Genomic DNA, 19,299 nt, shown 5'->3' on the forward strand with positions numbered 1-19,299 from the left:
ACAACTCCCGCCGCGTTGCCCTCGAATGTCGGTAACCACTTGGCACGACAACCTCCCAAATCAACGGATGTTGTCTTGACCGTATGAATATGCCGTGGATTTTTGGCTATCTGGTGCATGTTGGGCGCGCTGGATCAGCGCAGGCGCAACCCGCGCGGTGTACGGGAGAACCCGGCATCGGCCAATGCTTGATGCACCGGGGATCTGGTGGTATCCGGCGTGAGTACCGATACGCCGTTGATCTTTTCGATAAGCAGCGACTGCAACCGGCCCGCGCTCACCAGGTCCGTCAAGGCACCGGCGGCCGCCCGATGCTGTTCCGTACTGGCGTCAAATGCCAACAAGGATTTACCGCCGCGTTCCAGGAACCACACCAACTCGCCGTCAACGAGAGCAACCAATGCGCCTGCTTTGCGCCCTGGACGATGCCCGGTATCGGCGACTTCCGGCCAGGGCAGGGTGACGCCGTATGGATTCGCCGGGTCGGTGGCGGCCAGTACCACGGCCGCATAGTCTGGGTTGTGCGGATCGATGTTGTCCAGATAACTGCGTAGCCGGTCGACGGTCGAGGCCACCGCAAACTGTGCTCCGCCAAGGGATTCCACGAAGTATCCGCGTTGACAGCGGCCAGCCTCTTCGAAGGCAGTCAACACCTTGTACAAGGTCGCGAATCCGCCCGGGAGCCCGTCGGCTGCACCGCGGGTGACCACGCCGTACCGGTTCAGCAGCAGCTCGGCCTGGAAATGCGCGCGCACCGTCGACTCAGGTTCTGCCGGTGGCAGCGCCGACCAGCGGCCGGCGACGATTGGGTCGACCGTGCGGGCCTGCGGGCGAGCCACGCTGTAGCGGCTGAGCCGAGGCGGCCGCTGTCGCTGACGGTGTGCGCCGCCGGGCTTCCGGCCCGCGTTTCCGAGGACCGCCCGAACCGGTGCGAAAGTGTCGCCGGTGACCCAACCGGCCCAGATCAGTTCCCACAGAGCCTGTTTGGCGTCAGCGTTGTCCTCGGGCGCCAATTGTCGGAAGAAGTAGGCGCCGCCATTAGCGAGAGTGTCGAGTAGCTCGCGGTGGGTGTCGGTGAATTCGATCTCGGTTCCTGGAGCCAGCGATAGCGGCGCGGTATCGGCCCGGTGGAACATCACCCAGCCGTCGCTGCCGGCGATCTGACCCGCGCCGGACCATATGACCTCGCCGGAGGCCAGCAGTTCGTCGAGCATCGCGGGCTGGTAGTCCGACACCCGCTGGCCGAACACGAGTGGTTCAACCGCCGAGGCCGGGATCGTTACGCCGGCAAGCTGTTCGATGACTGCGGCCAGGCCGTCGACCCCCCGGGCATCACCGACTTGCTGCCAGGCGGGCAGGAAGCGGGCGTACGCCGCAGTGCTGACGGGCTCGATCTGGGCCCGCAGCGCGGCCAGCGAGCGACGGCGCAGAATCTTGAGCACGGTGGCGTCGCACCATTGTTCGGTATCTGGGATGTCGGTGAACTCACCGCGAATCAGTTTGCCGTCCAATACCATCCGGCTCAGTATGTCGGCGGTGACGCGGTGGCCCAGCCCGAACCGCGATGCTGCCTGGGTCGTGGTGAACGGCCCGTTGGTTCGTGCGTAGCGGCCGAGCAACTCACCCAGCGGATCGGTCACTGTGGCGGTGAAACTTGCCGGTACGCCAATGGGTACGGCGACGCCGAGCCCATCGCGCAGCAGTCCCATGTCTTCGACCCCGGCCCACCAACTGTGGCCTGCGAAGGTGACTGGTACGGCCCGCCTTGCCGCATGCAGTGTTTCACACCAGGCACCGACATCTGTTGCGGTGGAACGTTGTTGGAGCTCGTCGGTGGTCAGCGGGCCAAGGAGTCGCAGCAGGTCGGCGATACCCTCGGCGTCGCGGGCGGCGCGTTCCTCGGTCAGATGCTGCAACTGTCGAATGGTCGCCGTGATGACGTCGGGTTCGAGCAGTTCCCGGAGTTCGACCCGGCCGAGCAGTTCGGCCAGCAAGGTGGGGTCCAAAGACAGTGCGGCGGCGCGGCGTTCGGCGAGTGGGCTGTCGCCTTCGTACATGAATGCGCCGACGTACCCGAACATCAGCGACGCCGCGAATGGCGATGGGGTGGCGGTCTGCACATCGAGCACCCGGACGCGGCGCTGCGCGATACGTCGCATCAGGTCAGTGAGCATGGGGACGTCGTAGACGTCTTGCAGGCACTCGCGTACGGTTTCCAGCACGATCGGGAAATCGGGGTATTTGCGGGCGATATCGAGCAGTTGGGCGGCGCGTTGGCGCTGATGCCACAGTGGTGACCGCTTGCCGGGGTGGCGTCGGGGCAGCAGCAGGGCCCGGGCCGCGCATTCACGGAACCGGGACGCGAACAGTGCCGACCCGCCTACCTCACTGGTGACGATCTGTTCGATCTCATCTGAATCGAAGACGAAAAGTTCACCCCCGGGCGGGTTTTCACCGGTATCGGGTAGACGTAGCACGATGCCGTCATCGGAAGCGGTCGGCTTCTCGTCGATGCCGAAACGCTCCATGACGCGGTGACCCACCGCCAGTGCCAGTGGCCCGTGCAGCCGCAGCCCATAAGGGGAGTGCAGCACGATGCGCCAGTCGCCGAGTTCGTCACGGAAGCGTTCCACCACCAAGGTGGTATCCGTGGGGACGGTGCCGGTGGCCTGGCGCTGCTCGTCGAGCAACTGCCACAAGTTGTCAGTGGCGTAGTCGTTGAAACCCATTGTCTTGCAATGTTCGTCGAACTCGGCGCGGGCCAGCCCGGCGAGCTTGCCGGTGAACGCGCCGATTGCCGCACCGAGCTCGGCGGGGCGGCCCACCGCGTCGCCACGCCAGAACGGCAGCCGCGCGGGTTCGCCGGGCGCGGGGAGAACCAGCACTCGGTCGTGGGTTATTTCGGTGATCCGCCAACTGGTGGCGCCCAGGGAGATGACGTCGCCGGGCCGCGACTCGTACACCATCTCTTCATCGAGTTCGCCTACCCGCGAAGGCGTTTCGTCGCCGGTGGCCAGATACACGGTGAACATGCCACGGTCCGGGATGGCGCCGCCAGACGTGACGGCCAGCCGTTGTGCGCCAGGGCGGCCGGTCAGGGTTCCGGTGTCGCGGTCGTAGACCAGCCGGGGTCGTAGCTCGGCGAATTCGGTCGACGGGTACTTGCCGGCCAGCAGGTCCAGAGTCGCCTCGAAGGCGCTGCGCGGCAGGGCGGCGAACGGTGCACTGCGGCGGACCGCGTCGAACCACCGGTCGGCATCGAGCGGCTCCAGCGCTGCCGCGGCGACGGTGTGTTGGGCGAGTACGTCGAGCGGATTGGCCGGTACCTGTAGGGTTTCGATCTCGCCGGCGCGCATGCGCTGCACGGTGACCGCGCAGTCGATCAGATCGGTGCGGTGTTTCGGCAGCAGCACACCCTCGGAGATTTCACCGACTTGATGGCCGGCTCGGCCAATGCGCTGCAGCCCGCTGGCCACCGATGGCGGCGCCTCCACCTGGATGACCAGATCGACCGCGCCCATGTCGATGCCGAGCTCCAGGCTCGAGGTGGCGACCACAGCTTTGAGCCGACCGCTCTTGAGGTCGTCCTCGACCTCGGCGCGGGCCTCCTTGCTGACCGAGCCGTGGTGAGCTCGGGCGAGGAGCGGGGGAGCGCCGAACGTCTGCCCACTGCCCATGATGTGGGCCGGTGCACCACCACCGACCTGCGGATTGAGTTCGTTGGGCAGCTCGAGGCCGCAGCGGGCCGCATGAATTTCATTGAGCCGGGCTGTCAGCCGCTCGGCCAGGCGCCGGGAGTTGGCGAACACCAGTGACGAGCGATGCGACTCGATGAGATCGACGATGCGTTCTTCGACGTCGGGCCAGATCGAATTGCCGTCCAGGTTGGCCATGTCCGGCACTGGGACCTCGACAGTGAGGTCGAAGGTCTTGACGGCCGGCGGTTTGACGATGGTGGTGGGGGTGGCACCGGACAGGAATCTGGCCACCTCTTCAGGTGGCTTGACCGTCGCGGACAGGCCGATGCGTTGGGCGGGCTCTTTGAGGAGCTGGTCCAGCCGCTCGAGTGACAGTGCCAGGTGCGCGCCGCGTTTGGTGGCCGCGACAGCGTGGACTTCGTCGACGATGACGGTCTGCACGGTGGCCAGCGTTTCCCGGGCTGCGGAGGTCAGCATGAGGAACAGCGACTCGGGTGTGGTGATCAGAATGTCCGGCGGTTTGGTGATCAGCTGGCGGCGTTGCTGCGTTGTGGTGTCGCCGGAGCGGACACCGACGTTGATGTTTGGGGCCTGCCGGCCGAGGCGCTCGGCAACGCGGGTGATGCCGATCAGTGGGGTCGACAGGTTGCGTTCGACGTCGACGGCGAGGGCCTTGAGCGGAGAGACATAGAGGACTTTGGTGCCCTGCCGGGGCGAGCGGAGCGACGGGATGGATTTGGTGGAGCCTTCGGTGTGCTCGTTAGCCAGGCGGTCGATGGCCCACAAGAACGCCGCGAGCGTCTTACCCGACCCGGTCGGGGCGATGACCAGGGTGTTGTTGCCGTCTGCGATGGCCTCCCAGGCCTGCGATTGGGCCGGCGTAGGCGTGGTGAAGGTAGCCGCAAACCACTCCCGGGTCAGGTCACTGAACCGGGCCAGCGGATCGGATACGGCCACCCATCCATACTGCCCTGAGGGTGCGACAAGTCCGGGCGGAGTTGCTGGCACTTCCCGAAATGGACGAAATGGCCGTTGGAAGGCCTCCAAAAGCGACCATTTCGTCAATCTGAGCTAGGGCTGTGGCAGCGGTGATTTGGGCGCGTTCCGCATGGCTGACAGAGAGGGAGCGCGCCGAAATCCCTGGTCAGAGGGTGCGCTGGTAGCGCTGCATGCCGGCGATCCATCGTTGATAGTCGGCGCCTTTGTGCCGGTACATCTCTAGCACCTCAGGGTGCGGCAGCACCAGGAAGGTTCCCTGCTCGATGGCCCGCACGGTGACCGCGGCGACGTCGTCGGGGCCGATCACATTGCCGGCGTTGGTCACAGCATGACCGGCCACGCGGATCGCCTGATCGGGGGAGTCCATCATGCCGCGCAGCAGGGGAGTGTCAACCCCCATCGGGCACACGCAGCTGACGCCGATTCCCTTGTCTCCGTGCGTGATGGCCAGCCATTCTGCGAACCCGACCGCGGCGTGCTTGGTGACGCTGTATCCGGCTGCCCCGAGCTGGGTGAGCAGACCGGCCGCCGAGGCCACCGCGACGAAATATCCACCGCCCCGCTCAATCCATTCCGGGACAAGAGCTTTCGCCGCCCTGATGTGACCGCGAACATTGATGTCGATGATGCGGTCCCAGACCTCTTCGTCGTCACCGAGTCCGGATTGACCGGTGATCCCGGCGTTGGCGACGTAGATGTCCACCGAACCGTAGTGCTTGGCAGCGTCAATCAGCGCGCCTATGCCGTCAGCCGATGAGGCATCCGCACCGACGCCGACGCCGCCGAACTGCGCCGCCGTTGCCGCGGCGGCATCGGCGTTGATATCACCGGCCACCACCGACGCGCCCGCCGCGGCCAGCGCCGTGGCGATGGACCGTCCGATACCTGAACCCGCTCCGGTGACCACTGCCACCGCGCCGTCGATCTTCACGACAACCTGTCTACCGCATCAATTGTGCGCGCAATTCTCTCTTGAGCACCTTGCCGTAGCTGTTCTTTGGCAGCTGATCGACGAATTCATACCGCTTCGGCCGCTTGAAGCGTGCAATGCGTTGCAGCAGGTGATCATCCAGTTCGTCTGTGGTCGCCTGGCCGACGACGAAGGCCACCACCACCTCGCCCCACTCCGGATCCGGCGCGCCCACTACGCACGCCTCCGCCACGCCGGGGTGGTTCATCAGCGCTTCCTCGACTTCACGTGGATAAATATTGCTGCCACCGCTGATCACCACGTCCTTGGAGCGGTCGCGCAGCGTTAGATAGCCCGCACAATCGAACGAGCCCATGTCACCGGTGTACAGCCAGCCGTCGCGCAGCGCGTCGGCACTTGCGGCGGGGTTGTTCCAGTAGCCCGACATCACCGCATCACCGCGGCAGACGATTTCACCGATCTCGTCAGTGTCGCAATGAGAGCCGTCGGGACGCAGCACCGCCACCTGCATGCCGGACCTGGTGATCCCGACTGAGCCCAGCACCGCATCGGACGCCTCGGCATGGCCGGCGGCGGACAGTCCGGTGATGGTCATCGGAGACTCGCCTTGCCCGTAGATCTGCGCGAAGACCCCACCGAAGGCCTTGGTGGCCTGCTTGAGATCCTCGACATACATCGGGCCGCCGCCGTAGACGATGGTGCGCAGGTTCGGCGGCTTGGTGCGTCCGGTGCGGACCAGCCGCGTGATCATGGTGGGTGCGAGAAAGCTTGAGCTGCATGGATGTAACGCGCACAGGTCCAGGAACTCGTCGGGGTCGAAGGCAGCGGAGGCGGGTACTACCTGACGCGCGCCACGCATCACGTAGGGCAGGATGTACAGCCCCGACCCGTGCGACATCGGAGCCGCGTGCACCAGGCTGGAATTCTCGTCCGGGGCATCGATATCGGCCAGGTGCGACACCGCCATCGCGGTCAGATTCCGGTGACTGAGCATGGCGCCCTTGGATCTGCCGGTGGTGCCACTGGTGTAGAACAACCAGGCCAGGGTGGCGGGGTCAGGATCGGCCGGCGCGGCGGGGCCGGTGCTCAGCCGGTGTGAATATTGCTCGCTGCCAATGACTTCCGCTGGGACGCCGAGGCCGCCGGCGATCTTGGGGGAGGCGAACACGAGGGCGGCCCCGGAGTCCTCGATGATCTGCTGCATCTCCAGCGCGTGCAGCTTGTAGTTGATCGGTACCACCACGCATTCGGCGGCCCAGGTTGCAAACATCAATTCAATGATCTCAGGCCGGTTTTCGCACGCGATGGCGATCCGTGAACCGGCCGGATGGGTGCTGCGAATCGACGCCGCGAGTCGCAGTGCGCGGTCCCGCAACTCGAACCAGGTGTGCAGTTGCTGCTCGCCGAGGAATACCGCCCCGCGTCCGCCGAACCGTGCCGCTGTGGTGTCCAGAATACCGAAAAGGCTCACCGCTCAACCCATTCCGTTGACAGAGCGTGCTCGGACAGGTACTTGGTGGAACTCCAGCCACCGTCCACGACGATGGTCTGGCCATTGATGAAGCTGCCGCCGTCGGAGCACAGGAACGCCACCGTGGCCGCGATGTCGTCGACGGTGCCCAGGCGGGTGTGCGGCGTCATCTCGGTGTTGATCTTGCGGAAGCGTTCGTCATCGAGCCGCTGGGCCACCATGGGAGTCTGGGTGACGCCCGGCGCCACCGCATTGCATCGGATGCCCTGCGCGCCGTACTGACAGGCGATATGCGTGGTCAACGCGGTGAGTCCGCCCTTGGCTGCCGAGTATGCGCCGCCCCGCAGTCCACCGATGACCGCGAAAGTGGAGGTGACGTTGATGATGGCTGATCCGGGACCCATGTGCACGATGGCTTCGCGGGCCAACCGGAACGGTGCGCGCAGCATCAAACCCAGGAAGGCGTCGAGGGCTTCGTCGTCGGTCTCGTGCAACGGTTTTGGGCTGCCGACGCCGGCGTTGTTGATCAGGAAGTCGATCCGGCCCCACCTGGCCAGAGCGTCATCGACGATGCGGCGTGGGGCGTCATCGTCGGTCAGGTCGACGGCCAAGGTGGCGATCTGGTCATCTTCGAGGTCGGCCAGGCGGGCTTCATCCCGGCCGATACCCAGCACTCGCATACCCTCGGCGGCAAGGCGTTTGGCGCAGGCCAAGCCGATACCACTGCTCGCGCCGGTCACTATTACTACTGGTGCTGCTGGCATGCTGCCAACTCCATTCGGATCCGGTGCTTGAGCACCTTGCCGGCATCGTTCTTCGGCAGGCTGTCCCAAATCTGAACCTGTTCGGGCATTTTGAACTTGGCGACACCACGTTCGGTCAGGTAGTCGCCGAGCGCGGCGACCGTCAGCGGGGCCTGGGAGACCAACACCGCCACCGCGCGTTCGCCGGTGCGTTCATCGGGGATGCCGACGATGGCGACCTCGGCGATGTCGGGATGCCCGGCCAGGACGTCCTCGATCTCCTTGGGCGAAATGTTTTCGCCGTTGCGGATGATCAGGTCCTTGGCGCGGCCGGTGACCACCAGGTACCCATCGTCGGTCCACCGACCGAGGTCTCCGGTGCAGAAGTATCCGTCGGCGTCGAAGGTGCCGGCGGTGTTGTCTTCGGGGTGCAGATAGCCAAGAAGCATTTGCGGGCCCCGCGCCCGGATCTCGCCGTCGACGAGTTTGATGTCGGCGATGCCGGGACGGCCATCGGTGTCGGCGGCACGGTCCGGATGGTGAGGCGCACCGACGGTGGTGACCGGAACTTCGGTGGACCCGTATACCCGGGTCACCATCGCATTGTCGAAATATGATGTGGCGCTGTGGATCAACTGTGGGGAGACCGACGCTCCGCCGCAGATGAAGACCTTCAGGTCGGGCAGGTGAGTGCCGGCTTCTTCGGCTGCGGCAAGCAGGTTCACCAGAAACGGCGTGGCTCCGGCCATGTGGGTGCAGTGATGCCGTGTCATCAGGGTGACGGCTTCGGCTGCATCCCAGCGATCCATCAACAGCGCGGTGGTCCCGAGCAACAGTGGACACTCGAATGCGTAGATGGACCCACCGATGTGAGCGATCGGCGAGGGCACCAGGAACGTATCGCCGCGGTCGATGCTCCAGTACTCGTGTAGCTGTGCAATGAGCGCGCCGAGCGAACGATGGCTGTGCAGAACCCCTTTCGGCGCACCGGTGGTGCCCGAGGTGTACAGGATCATCCGGACCGCGTTGGGGTCCAGAGTCGGCAGCGGCAACCGGGTGGTCGGCGGCTCGGGCAAGGGTTGCTCGCCACGGACCACCACGACGTCCGGCGGGCTGGGCAAGTGCGCGCACACCGAGGTCAACATGGCCGGGTAATCGTGGCCCCGGAAGTTGTCGGGAATGAAGATCATCCGGCTGTCGCAGTCGGCCAGGATGTAGCGCAAGTCATGCTCGCGCAGCGACGGCAGGATCGGGTTGACAACCATGCCGGCCAGGGTGGCGCCGAGATATATCACCGCGGCCTCATGCCAATTGGGCAACATGAACGACAACACGCTGCCTACGGGCATCCGGCTCATCAGCACCTGGGCCAGCTCGCCGGCTCGCTGCTGCAGTGTGCGGCAATCCAATTGGACGCCGCCGTCGACGATCAACACCCGATCCGGCGTGCGGGTCGCGGCGTCGGCAAGGGCGTCGGCCAACGTTGTAGTAGTCAGGTCTTCACCCGCCGCATGGTCATGGCGTGCTGGAAGCGTGCGGCCGGATGGGTGTTGATGGTGACTTGCGCGATCTCACCGTCCGACGTGCTGTAGGTGCGCCGAACCTCAAGGGCGGGTCCGCCTTCGTCGATCTGCAGGGTTTCTGCAAGCTCGGTGCTAGCCAGTGCTGCCGAGATCACCTGGTGCACTTCGACGATGTTGACGCCGAACAGATCCTCGATCAGGGGGAAGATGGGCCCGCTGTGCCGCGGCAGCATGCGGCCGACCGCGGCGAATGACCGGTTGATGAAATATTCGGTGCGGCACACTGCGAGTTCAGTGTGATCGCTGAGCCGCACCCCGCTGACCGCCAGCCACTGGGTTCCGAGCGGCAGACCGACGCGATCGGCCAGTGGCCTGTCGATGGTGACCATCGACGTCGACTCGATCTGCAGAGCGGCCCCGGCGGCCCAGGCCAGCAGGTCATTGATCGACATCACGTCCTGGGCATAGGAATTCGACGTCGGGCGGGGTACGACCAGAGTGCCGGTGCGCGGTTTGGACGACACCAGGTTGTCATCGCGCAGTCGGCGCAACGCCTCGCGGACGGTGTACCGACTCACCGAAAATCGCTCGCACAGTTCATGTTCGGTAGGTAGCTGGGAGCCAACCGGGTAGACGCCGTCGACGATCTCCTTGCGCAGCGTGCGAGCGACCTGTAGGTAGCGATGGTCGGTGGGCTCGGACATGATCAGTTAGAGACTCGGGCCGGAAGTCGGGCGCAATGCCAGGATGCTGCCGTCGCCGTCCGCAGAGACGTAGAGCGTGCCGTCTGGCCCACCGGTGATGCCGGCGAACGGACCCTGCGGACCGGAGAACGGGGGCATGCCCTGCAACGGTTTTGGCGATACTCCCGGCGCCGAACCGAGCGGTAGACCGGACGCCAGCACCTGTCGTGCGCCGGTGGTCAGATCGACCGACAGCACCTCTTTGGCGCCGGCATCGACGATGTACAGCAGCCCGTCGCGGACCAGCAGCCCGTGCGGCTTGACCAGATCATCGACCACCACGGCGCCGTCGGTGCCCACCACCCGGCCGGCCTCGGAGGTTGGATTGTCGGCACCGCCGACGCTGATTAGCGGGCCATTGGGACCCATCACCACATCGACCGGTTGATCGAGACCGGACGTCACCACCTCGGTGCTGGTTCCTACCGAAAGCAGTCGTCCGGTGCCCTGCTCGACAACCAGAATCCGATCACCATCCAGTACGACACCGTAAAGCTGATCCAAACCGTCTGCCAGGTAATCGGTTTCACCCAGGGCAGGCCGGTAGCGCGCCACTTGCCCGCCCGAAGTGGCGACCACGAACTCACCCGGGCCGGCGGCAGTCACGCCCCGCACGAAGCCGGGGTAGCCCGGCGTGAACAGCATCGCGACGGTCTCCAGCGTGCCGTCGGCACCCAGTGCATAGAAGTAGGTGCCATCTGCGATGTAGAGCCTGCCGTCTGCGCCGACAGTCAGGTCCAACGGCCAGTTCAGCCCGCCGGGGAGTAGATCTCGGATCTGGCCGTCGGCGAGCACCTCGGTGATGGACCCGGTGAAGTTGGATACGAACAGTCGACCGTCGACCAGCGTGCAGTTGTCCAAACCGGGATTGAGCTTGGCCAGCACGGTCTGAGCGCCGGTACGTGGGTCGATGCGCAGTACCTGCCCGCTGTGCACCTGGGTCGATACGATGAACCCGTCGGCGTCGAACTTGACCGAGTCGGGAACGCCGAGATCACCTGCGACGACCTGGGTTTCGCCGCCTTCAGGGTCGATCCGCCAAATCTGGTTGGCACCCATCACCGGGAAATAGAGCATCCCGTCGGGTCCGACTTCCATGGCATTGGGTGAGGGCAGATTCTCGGCGATCAATCGGGGTGCCCCGCCGGCCAGATCCAGCTCGAAAAGTCGTCCACCCTCGCGGCATTCGTTGACGAACAGCCGGCCCTGGTGCACGGTGATGCCGTTGGCCGACGGCATGTCGTCGCGCAGCACCCGGCAACGCCCGCTGGTATCGCGCGCGCTGACTCGCCCGTCCATCACCTCCGTGGCATACAGCGTGCCGTCGGGGCCGAACGCGATGTCGTCGGGCGCAATGATGTCGCCGCCCTTGGCGCTGATGGTCTCCAGGTCCCCGGTGTTCACATCCAGGGCGCTGATGGTGCTGCCGGTGACCTGGGCGATGTAGATACGCCCGTCCGCACCGGTGCGCAGACCGTTGGCGCCGTACAGCCGGCTGGGTGGGGTGATCCGGTCTACCCGCCAGCCGTCGACGGCTTGTGGTGCAGCTGGGTAACGAGTGGTCGATCCGCTGTTCACGGGTCGGACGATAGCAAGGCTTGTTGGTCCAGACAATAGCCGTCCACAAGGATGAAATTGTCTCTTGACGCAGGCCATGGCCATGGAGAATATTGTTCTCCGATGAGTGCATTGTCATTTCTGGTCCGTACAAATAGAGGTTGCAGGTAGTGGCCACCGACCTGCTGAACCTTGGCGACCGGGTTGTGGTGGTATCCGGAGCCGCCGGCGGCGGCATCGGTACCTCGGTGACCAGGTTGCTGGCCCAGGCGGGTGCCACTGTGGTTGCCGTGAGCCGTTCGCAGGACAACTTGGATAGCCACATCGGGCCGCTTGTTGCGCAGGGTTTGCCGGTGGTGCCGGTAGCCGCAGATGCGTCGACCGATTCCGGTATCGCGACCGCCATCGCCGCGGCGCGCGAGGCGGGTCCGCTGCACGGTCTGGTCAACGTCGCCGGAGGTGCCGAGCCGGCTACCTGGATGCCCTCCACCCGGGTGAGCCGGGACGACTGGCGCAATCTGTTTCTCCAGAACCTGGAGACCATGTTCTTCATGAGCCAGGCGGTGGCTGTCGAGCTGCAGGCGCAGGGACGACCGGGCTCTATTGTGTCCGTCTCGTCGATCAGCGGTATGAACACCGCCCCGCTGCATATCGGGTACGGCACCGCCAAGGCTGCGATGGTGGCGGCCACCCGGACCATGGCCGTCGAACTGGCACAGTCCGGAATCCGGGTCAATGCCGTTGCACCCGGTGTCACGGCAACCCCGGCATCGCTGACCTACACAGATCACGACGAGGAGCGGGACCGCAAGGCCATCGCGATGGGACGACGCGGCACCCCTGACGAGATCGCCGGTGCCATCGCATTCCTACTGTCCGACCTGTCGACCTACGTGACCGGTCAGACCCTGCTGGTCGATGGTGGCTTGAACCTGAGGTGGACGCACCTCGACGCCGACAACACGTCATTGTTCTTGAAGGACCAGGATTTTCGGGAGGCGATCAAGCAATGGTGAACAGCGAAGAACTGTCCGGCCCCACCACCATCCCGGTGGAGGCCTATACGTCACCGGAGTATGCCCGCGCTGAGCGGGATCGCCTGTGGCGCAAGGTCTGGCAGCAGGTCGGCCGGGTCGAGGAAATCCCCGAGGTCGGCAGCTACCTGACCTACGACATCCTCGACGACTCGATTCTGATCGTCCGTACCGGACCGAACGAGTTTGCCGCCCATCACAACGTCTGCATGCACCGCGGTCGGCGGTTGGTGGACACTCCCAGCGGCGCGAAGAATGCCTGCGACCGCACCCGCAAGTCGTTTGTCTGCGGATTCCACGGCTGGACGTACGGTTTGGATGGCGGCTGCACCCACATCCGCGAGCAGGACGACTGGCAGGGCGTTCTGACCGCGGAGAACACCAGGCTGGCGCCGGTGCGGGTGGACACCTGGGGTGGCTGGTTGTGGATCAACATGGACCCGGACTGCGAACCGCTGGCCGACTTCCTGTACCCGGCCGCCAAGATCCTCGACCCGTTCGGCCTGGAAAACATGCGCTACAAGTGGCGCAAGTGGTTGCACTTCGACTGCAACTGGAAGGTCGCCTTGGAGGCCTTCAACGAGACCTACCACGTGTTCACCACCCACCCCGAGTTCAACAAGTTCGGTGAATTCAAGGGCTGGGCGAAAGCCCAAGGGCGGCACAGCAATATCGGCTACGACGCACCAGACGATCTCGCCGAGACCAAGTCCAAGATCCGGCTGGGCATCGGCGATCCGCGTATCTCGACCGCCGAGATGCAGGTCTACACCATGGAAGAGACCAACGCGACCACCACGAAGACCCTGGTGAACGCCGCGCTCCGGTTGGTCGACGAACTGCCCGAGGGCACGCCCGCGGACAAGGTGCTGGAGCACTGGCTGGCTTCAGCCCGCGCCGATGACGAAGGGCGCGGGGTCATCTGGCCGACCATCCCGGCCGAGATTCTGGGCCAGAGCGGCACCGCCTGGCAGCTGTTCCCGAACTTCCAGATCGGCCAGGGCCTGACGAGTGCCCTGTGCTACAGCGCCCGTCCTGACCCGAGCTACAACCCGGACAAGTGCATCTTTGAGGTATCGGTGTTCGAGCTGTATCCCGAAGGCGCGCAGCCACAAACGGAGTGGCAGTACACCCCGGCGGACAGCCCGAACTGGTTGTCGGTGCTGCCACAGGACTTCTCGAACATGGCCGCGGTTCAACAGGGCATGAAGTCCCTGGGATTCCCCGGCACCAAGCCCAATCCGTACCGCGAACGCAGCACGGTGAACCTGCACCACCAACTCTCGAAATACATGGGCTCCGGAGAGCCCCAGGACATCTCGTGATTTGTGCACGAAACGGGGCGTTAGGCGCCCCGAAACGTGCACAAATCACCTAGTGAGGAGACGAATATGAAGGTCAATTTGGGTACCGGGGCGCAGAACTCCCGGGACTGGGAGCGCGTTCTGGCGGGCAACTTCAGCACGCCACCGGAAACGCCGGACTACAAATGCGTCCAGGCGGCGCTGGCCCTCGGTGATATGGCCGAACCGCTGGGCTTCGACGGCATCTGGTTCCCCGAACACCACGGCACGCCATATGGCATGACGCCCAACCCGATTCAGGCCCTCACCTACTTCGCCGGCCGCACTGAGCGGGTCAGCCTGGGCACCTTCGTCGCGGTGGCACCGTGGTGGAACCCGATCCGGCTGGCCACCCAAATTGCCTACCTGGACATCGTGTCCAACGGCCGCTACACCACCATAGGCCTCGGTCGCGGAGTGTCCAAGGCAGAGTTCGACGCCGTCGGGGTGCCTCGTGAGCAGAGCCGCGACCGGTTCAACGAGACCCTCGACATCCTCAAGCTGGCGTTCTCCGGCGAGCGATTCTCATACGACGGCGAAATCTTCAGCTTCCCCGAGATGTCGCTGCGCCCCGAGCCGATCAGCACCGACCTGTTCGACCGAATCTACAGCTCGTCGTCCACTCCGGAATCGCTGGAGATGCTGTCGCGCAAGGGCATGGTGCCGCTGTTTGTCGGCAACAAGCCCATCTGGGATGCCGGCGAAGAGGTCAAGAAGGTCAACACCTTCCGCGCCCAGGAGGGGATGGGACCGTGCCAGCCCAAGAACGTGATGTTCATGTACTGCGTCGCTTCCGAGGACGAGGTGCCGCAAACCGAGGAATGGATCTGGACGGCCAACCGCGACGTCAATGTGCACTACGGCTTCGCCGACGCATCGAACTTCAAGGGCGTCAAGGGATATGAGGCTTACGCCAACCGCCAGGCCACCGCGACGGCGCTGCTGGCCGAATCGGTGCAGGGCGACGGCAGCGGCGGACCAAAGCCGGGCGACAAGAAGGGCCCACCCGGATACCACGCGTCCAACCTGCTGATCGGTACCCCGGATGTGGTGTTCGAGAAGCTGAAGGCGGCGCAGGAGGCCTGCTCGTTCTCCGAGGTCACAATCGTCCCGCAGTTCGGCACCATGCCGTACGAGTCTGCCTTTGAGAGCGTCAAGCTGTTCGCCCAAGAGGTGCTGCCCGCCGTGCACGAGATGCCGGCGCCGTTGCACGCCGCCGTGCTGCCCGAGGATGTCAACGCATGACCACACCTGAAAACTCCTGCGGCGCAACCGATACCCCGCAAGATATCGACATCGACGCACTGCGCGAGAAGTACCGCGTCGAACGGGAGAAGCGGCTGCGCAAGGAAGGCTCGCGCCAGTACATCCAGACCGGCGATCGCTTTGCCTCCTATGGCGAGAGCGACCCGCACACTCCGTTCGTCGAGCGCGATGTCATCGACGTGGACATGGATGTCGCGGTGCTGGGCGGAGGCTTCGCCGGACTGCTGGCCGGTGCCTACCTGAAGAAGGCCGGTGTCGAGGATGTCCACATCATCGAGATGGGCGGCGACTTCGGTGGCGTCTGGTACTGGAACCGTTACCCGGGTATCCAGTGCGACAACGAATCCTATTGCTACATCCCGTTGCTCGAAGAGCTGGACTTCATGCCCAGCAAGAAGTTCGCCGACGGTGCCGAGATTTTCCAGCACTGCCGCAACATCGGCAAGCATTACGGTCTGTACGACGGGGCCATCTTCTCCACCCAGGTCAAGGATCTGACCTGGGACGAGAGCATCGAGCGCTGGCGGATCAGCACCAACCGCGGTGACGACATCCGCGCCCGCTTCGTGGTGCTCGGGTCGGGCTCGTTCAACCGGCCGAAACTGCCTGGCATCCCGGGAATCACGGATTTCAAGGGGCACATGTTCCACTCGTCCCGGTGGGACTACGACTACACCGGTGGTGACGCGTCCGGAAACCTCACCGGACTGGCCGACAAGAAGGTCGCCCTGATCGGCACTGGCGCCACCGGTGTGCAGTTGGTGCCGTTCCTCGGGCGAGATGCGGAGCACCTCTACGTGTTTCAGCGCACCCCGTCGACGGTGGACGAGCGCAACAACATCCCGACCGATCCGGAATGGGTCAAGACGCTGCAGCCGGGTTGGCAGAAGGAACGCCAGCGCAACTTCCACGCGTGGACCTTCGAGGGCATGGCGCTGGGCCAACCGGACTACGTCTGCGACTTCTGGACCGAGTTGGGCCGCAATACCGCGGCGCGGGTGCTGGCACTGCCCGACCCGGCGTCCATGACCCCATTGCAGTTCATGGAAATGCGTGAGGAAGAGGACTACAAGATCATGGAGCGGCTGCGCCGTCGCGTCGACTCCATCGTCGAGGACGCGGAGACCGCCGAGGGCCTCAAGCCGTACTACCGGTTCCTGTGCAAGCGGCCGTGTTCCAACGACGACTACCTGCAGACATTCAACTTGCCCAACGTGACATTGGTGGACGTATCGGATTCCAAAGGCGTGGAACGGATCACCGCCGACGGGATCGTTGCGGGCGGCAAGGAATACAAGGTCGACTGCATCATCTTCGCCAGTGGCTTCGAGATCACTACGGAGATCAGCCGGCGCTACTCGATCGATGCGATCAAGGGCCGCAACGGCTTGTCGCTCTACGACCACTGGTCCGAGGGCTACAAGACCCTGCACGGCATGACCAGCGTCGGGTTCCCCAACCAGTTCTTCACCGGCTTCACCCAGGTCGGTATTTCGGCCAACATTGCCTCGAACTACGAACTGCAGGGCGAGCACATCGCGTACATCATCGCCCAGGCTCTGGAGCGTGGCATCACGACTGTTGAGCCGAGTCAGGCCGCACAGGACGCCTGGTGCCAGACCATCAAGGACAACTTCGTCGACAACTCGGCGTTCGACGCCCAGTGCACGCCAGGCTATTACAACAACGAGGGCGGCGGCGACGGCGGTCTGCGCAGCCACCTCGGCGAGCCGTATGGGCCGGGCTTCTACGCGTTCGGTGATCTGTTGGCAGCGTGGCGCGATGAAGGCGATCTGGATGGCCTCGTCAAGTCCTGAGTTGCGATTCGACGGTCGGGTTGCCGTCATCACCGGCGCCGGCCGGGGACTGGGGCGCTCGTACGCCTTGCTCTTGGCTTCGCGAGGAGCTCGGGTGGTGGTCAACGACTCCGGCGCGAGCATGACCGGTGAGGGCGGCGGCACCGGGCCTGCGCAGGAGGTCGTCGACGAAATCTGCTCTGCCGGAGGCTCGGCGGTTGCGGACACCTCGTCGGTGGCCACGCCCGAAGGCGGCCAGGCAATTATCGACACCGCGGTGCGAGAGTTCGGCGGCGTCGACGTGCTGGTACACAACGCCGGCACCGTGCGCCGGGCCTCGCTGTCCGACATGAGCTACGACGACTTCGAGTCGGTGTTGGACGTTCACCTGCGCGGGGCGTTTCACGTTGTGCGACCGGCCTTTCCGCTGATGAAGGCTGCCGGCTACGGGCGGGTGGTGCTGACCTCGTCGATTGGTGGTCTTTACGGCAACCACGATGTCGCCAACTACGGGGTGGCCAAAGCCGGGATGATCGGCCTGTCCAACGTGGTGGCACTGGAAGGTGCGGCGCATGACGTGAAGTGCAACGTCATTGTCCCGTCGGCAGTCACCAGAATGGCTGAGGGCATTGACATCTCGGCCTACCCGCCGATGGACCCCGAGCTGGTGGCACCCACGGTTGGTTGGCTGGCCCACGAAAGCTGCAGTGTTACCGGGGAGATGCTGATCTCGATCGCCGGCCGGGTGGCCCGGGCGGCAATCGTGGAAAGCCCCGGCGTGTACCGCCCGTCGTGGACCATCGAAGAGGTGGCCGCGTCGATAGACGATATTCGGGATATGCAGTCACCCTTGGAATTCCCCGTCGTGCCCAACGCCCACGCCGATCACATCCGATACAGCTTTGAGATGGCCCGCCATGGATCGTGAACGTGGCAGCGGACCGCTGCAGAGCATTCGGGTCGTCGACCTGACTGCCATGGTGATGGGTCCTTACTGCACCCAGATCATGGCGGACATGGGCGCCGACGTCATCAAAGTCGAACCGCCGCAAGGGGACAACACCCGCTACATCTCGGTAGGCCCCGCTCCGGGGATGGCCGGTGTGTTCGTCAACGTCAACCGGGGCAAGCGCAGCGTGGTGCTGGACCTGCGCGCCGAAGACGGCATCGCGGCACTGCGGGCGCTCATCGCCGACGCCGATGTGTTCATTCACTCCATGCGTGGCAAGGCAATTGCCAAACTCGGTCTCGGCTATGACGAGGTCGCGCAGATCAAGCCGGACATCGTCTACACCAACTGCTACGGCTACGGCCGGCGTGGACCGGATGCGGATCGCCCCGCCTACGACGACACCATCCAAGCCGAGTGCGGAATTCCGGCTGTGCAGGAACAACTTACCGGTGAGGCGACCTACGTCGGCACCATCATGGCCGACAAGGTTGCCGGAATGACGGCGCTGTACGCGACCATGATGGCCCTGTTCCACCGGGAGCGTACGGGGGAAGGGCAGGAGGTCGAGGTCAGCATGTTCGAGACCATGGCTGCCTTCATGCTCGTCGAGCACGCCAACGGTGCCATGTTCTCGCCGCCGTTGGGACCGGCGGTGTACCCGCGCACCGTGGCGCCGAACCGGCGGCCCTATGAGACCAAGGACGGGCACGTCGCCGCGCTGATCTACAACGACAAGCACTGGAACGCGTTTGTCGATGCGGTGCAACCAGATTGGCGCAGTGCAGCGTACGACACCCTGGAGCAGCGGGCCAAGCAGATCGACGTGGTGTACGGGTTGGTGGCGAAGACCTTGCGTGGGCGGACCACGGCTGAGTGGCTGGAACTGTTCCGGGAGTTGGAGATTCCGGCTGCAGCCATCAACAGTCCCGACGCGCTGTTCGACGACCCGCACCTGAATGCTGTCGGGATGTTCGAGACAGTCGAGACCAAGCACGGGCCGGTTCGGTTTCCCGGTGTGCCGACATGGTTTTCGAAGACACCGGGCCGAGTGGCCGGACCGGCGCCGGAGCTGGGCGAGGATACCGACGCGGTGCTGGCCTCGCTGCCGGCGCCCGTGTCGAACGTGAAGTAGATCGCGAGAATTCGCGGGCATATTCATACGGTCAAGACAACATCCGTTGATTTGGGAGGTTGTCGTGCCAAGTGGTTACCGACATTCGAGGGCAACGCGGCGGGAGTTGTT

At 64.7% G+C, this 19,299-nt stretch carries 13 protein-coding genes; 6 read left to right on the top strand and 7 right to left on the bottom strand.

What is annotated here, in order from left to right:
* Positions 1–134 precede the first annotated feature (134 nt).
* The 7 genes from M2432_RS27365 to M2432_RS27395 form a co-directional block, all read right to left on the bottom strand.
* Positions 135–4,655 carry an ATP-dependent helicase gene (locus M2432_RS27365; protein WP_280829995.1) on the bottom strand — a complete coding sequence of 1,507 codons (4,521 nt, stop codon included), beginning with the start codon at positions 4,653–4,655 and terminating at the stop codon, positions 135–137.
* 187 nt (positions 4,656–4,842) lie between these two features.
* Positions 4,843–5,628 (bottom strand): SDR family oxidoreductase, encoded by a 786-nt coding sequence (locus M2432_RS27370; RefSeq protein WP_280829996.1) that lies wholly within the window; start codon positions 5,626–5,628, stop codon positions 4,843–4,845.
* A 10-nt stretch (positions 5,629–5,638) separates the two neighbouring features.
* Entirely contained in the window at positions 5,639–7,099 is a 1,461-nt protein-coding gene (locus M2432_RS27375; RefSeq protein ID WP_280829997.1) for an AMP-binding protein, read from the bottom strand.
* Positions 7,096–7,863: an SDR family oxidoreductase gene (locus M2432_RS27380; RefSeq protein WP_280829998.1), complete on the bottom strand. Its 768-nt coding sequence runs from the start codon at positions 7,861–7,863 to the stop codon at positions 7,096–7,098. The genes M2432_RS27375 and M2432_RS27380 overlap by 4 nt, the downstream gene beginning before the upstream one ends.
* A complete protein-coding gene (locus M2432_RS27385) occupies positions 7,845–9,338 on the bottom strand; it encodes an AMP-binding protein (protein ID WP_280830007.1) in 1,494 nt (497 codons plus the stop codon). The genes M2432_RS27380 and M2432_RS27385 overlap by 19 nt, the downstream gene beginning before the upstream one ends.
* Positions 9,335–10,069, bottom strand: a complete 735-nt coding sequence (locus M2432_RS27390) for a GntR family transcriptional regulator (RefSeq protein WP_280829999.1) — start codon at positions 10,067–10,069, stop codon at positions 9,335–9,337. Before M2432_RS27390 ends, M2432_RS27385 begins: the two co-directional genes overlap by 4 nt.
* A gap of 6 nt (positions 10,070–10,075) precedes the next feature.
* Positions 10,076–11,686 (bottom strand): SMP-30/gluconolactonase/LRE family protein, encoded by a 1,611-nt coding sequence (locus tag M2432_RS27395; protein WP_280830000.1) that lies wholly within the window; start codon positions 11,684–11,686, stop codon positions 10,076–10,078.
* 149 nt (positions 11,687–11,835) lie between these two features.
* On the opposite strand from M2432_RS27395, the gene M2432_RS27400 reads away from it, so the two are divergent.
* From M2432_RS27400 to M2432_RS27425, 6 genes are all read left to right on the top strand, one after another.
* Positions 11,836–12,681, top strand: a complete 846-nt coding sequence (locus M2432_RS27400) for an SDR family oxidoreductase (protein ID WP_280830001.1) — start codon at positions 11,836–11,838, stop codon at positions 12,679–12,681.
* Positions 12,675–14,024, top strand: a complete 1,350-nt coding sequence (locus M2432_RS27405) for an aromatic ring-hydroxylating dioxygenase subunit alpha (protein ID WP_280830002.1) — start codon at positions 12,675–12,677, stop codon at positions 14,022–14,024. Before M2432_RS27400 ends, M2432_RS27405 begins: the two co-directional genes overlap by 7 nt.
* 66 nt (positions 14,025–14,090) lie before the next feature.
* Positions 14,091–15,287, top strand: coding sequence for an LLM class flavin-dependent oxidoreductase (locus tag M2432_RS27410; protein ID WP_280830003.1), 1,197 nt, complete (start codon positions 14,091–14,093; stop codon positions 15,285–15,287).
* Complete coding sequence (locus tag M2432_RS27415) at positions 15,284–17,125, top strand: NAD(P)/FAD-dependent oxidoreductase (protein WP_280830004.1); 1,842 nt, start codon at positions 15,284–15,286, stop codon at positions 17,123–17,125. The genes M2432_RS27410 and M2432_RS27415 overlap by 4 nt, the downstream gene beginning before the upstream one ends.
* Positions 17,091–18,032, top strand: a complete 942-nt coding sequence (locus M2432_RS27420; protein ID WP_280830005.1) for an SDR family NAD(P)-dependent oxidoreductase — start codon at positions 17,091–17,093, stop codon at positions 18,030–18,032. Before M2432_RS27415 ends, M2432_RS27420 begins: the two co-directional genes overlap by 35 nt.
* A complete protein-coding gene (locus M2432_RS27425) occupies positions 18,022–19,188 on the top strand; it encodes a CoA transferase (RefSeq protein ID WP_280830006.1) in 1,167 nt (388 codons plus the stop codon). The genes M2432_RS27420 and M2432_RS27425 overlap by 11 nt, the downstream gene beginning before the upstream one ends.
* Positions 19,189–19,299 lie beyond the last annotated feature (111 nt).

The organism is Mycobacterium sp. OTB74, assembly GCF_029892685.1.
Taxonomy (GTDB): Bacteria; Actinomycetota; Actinomycetes; order Mycobacteriales; family Mycobacteriaceae; genus Mycobacterium.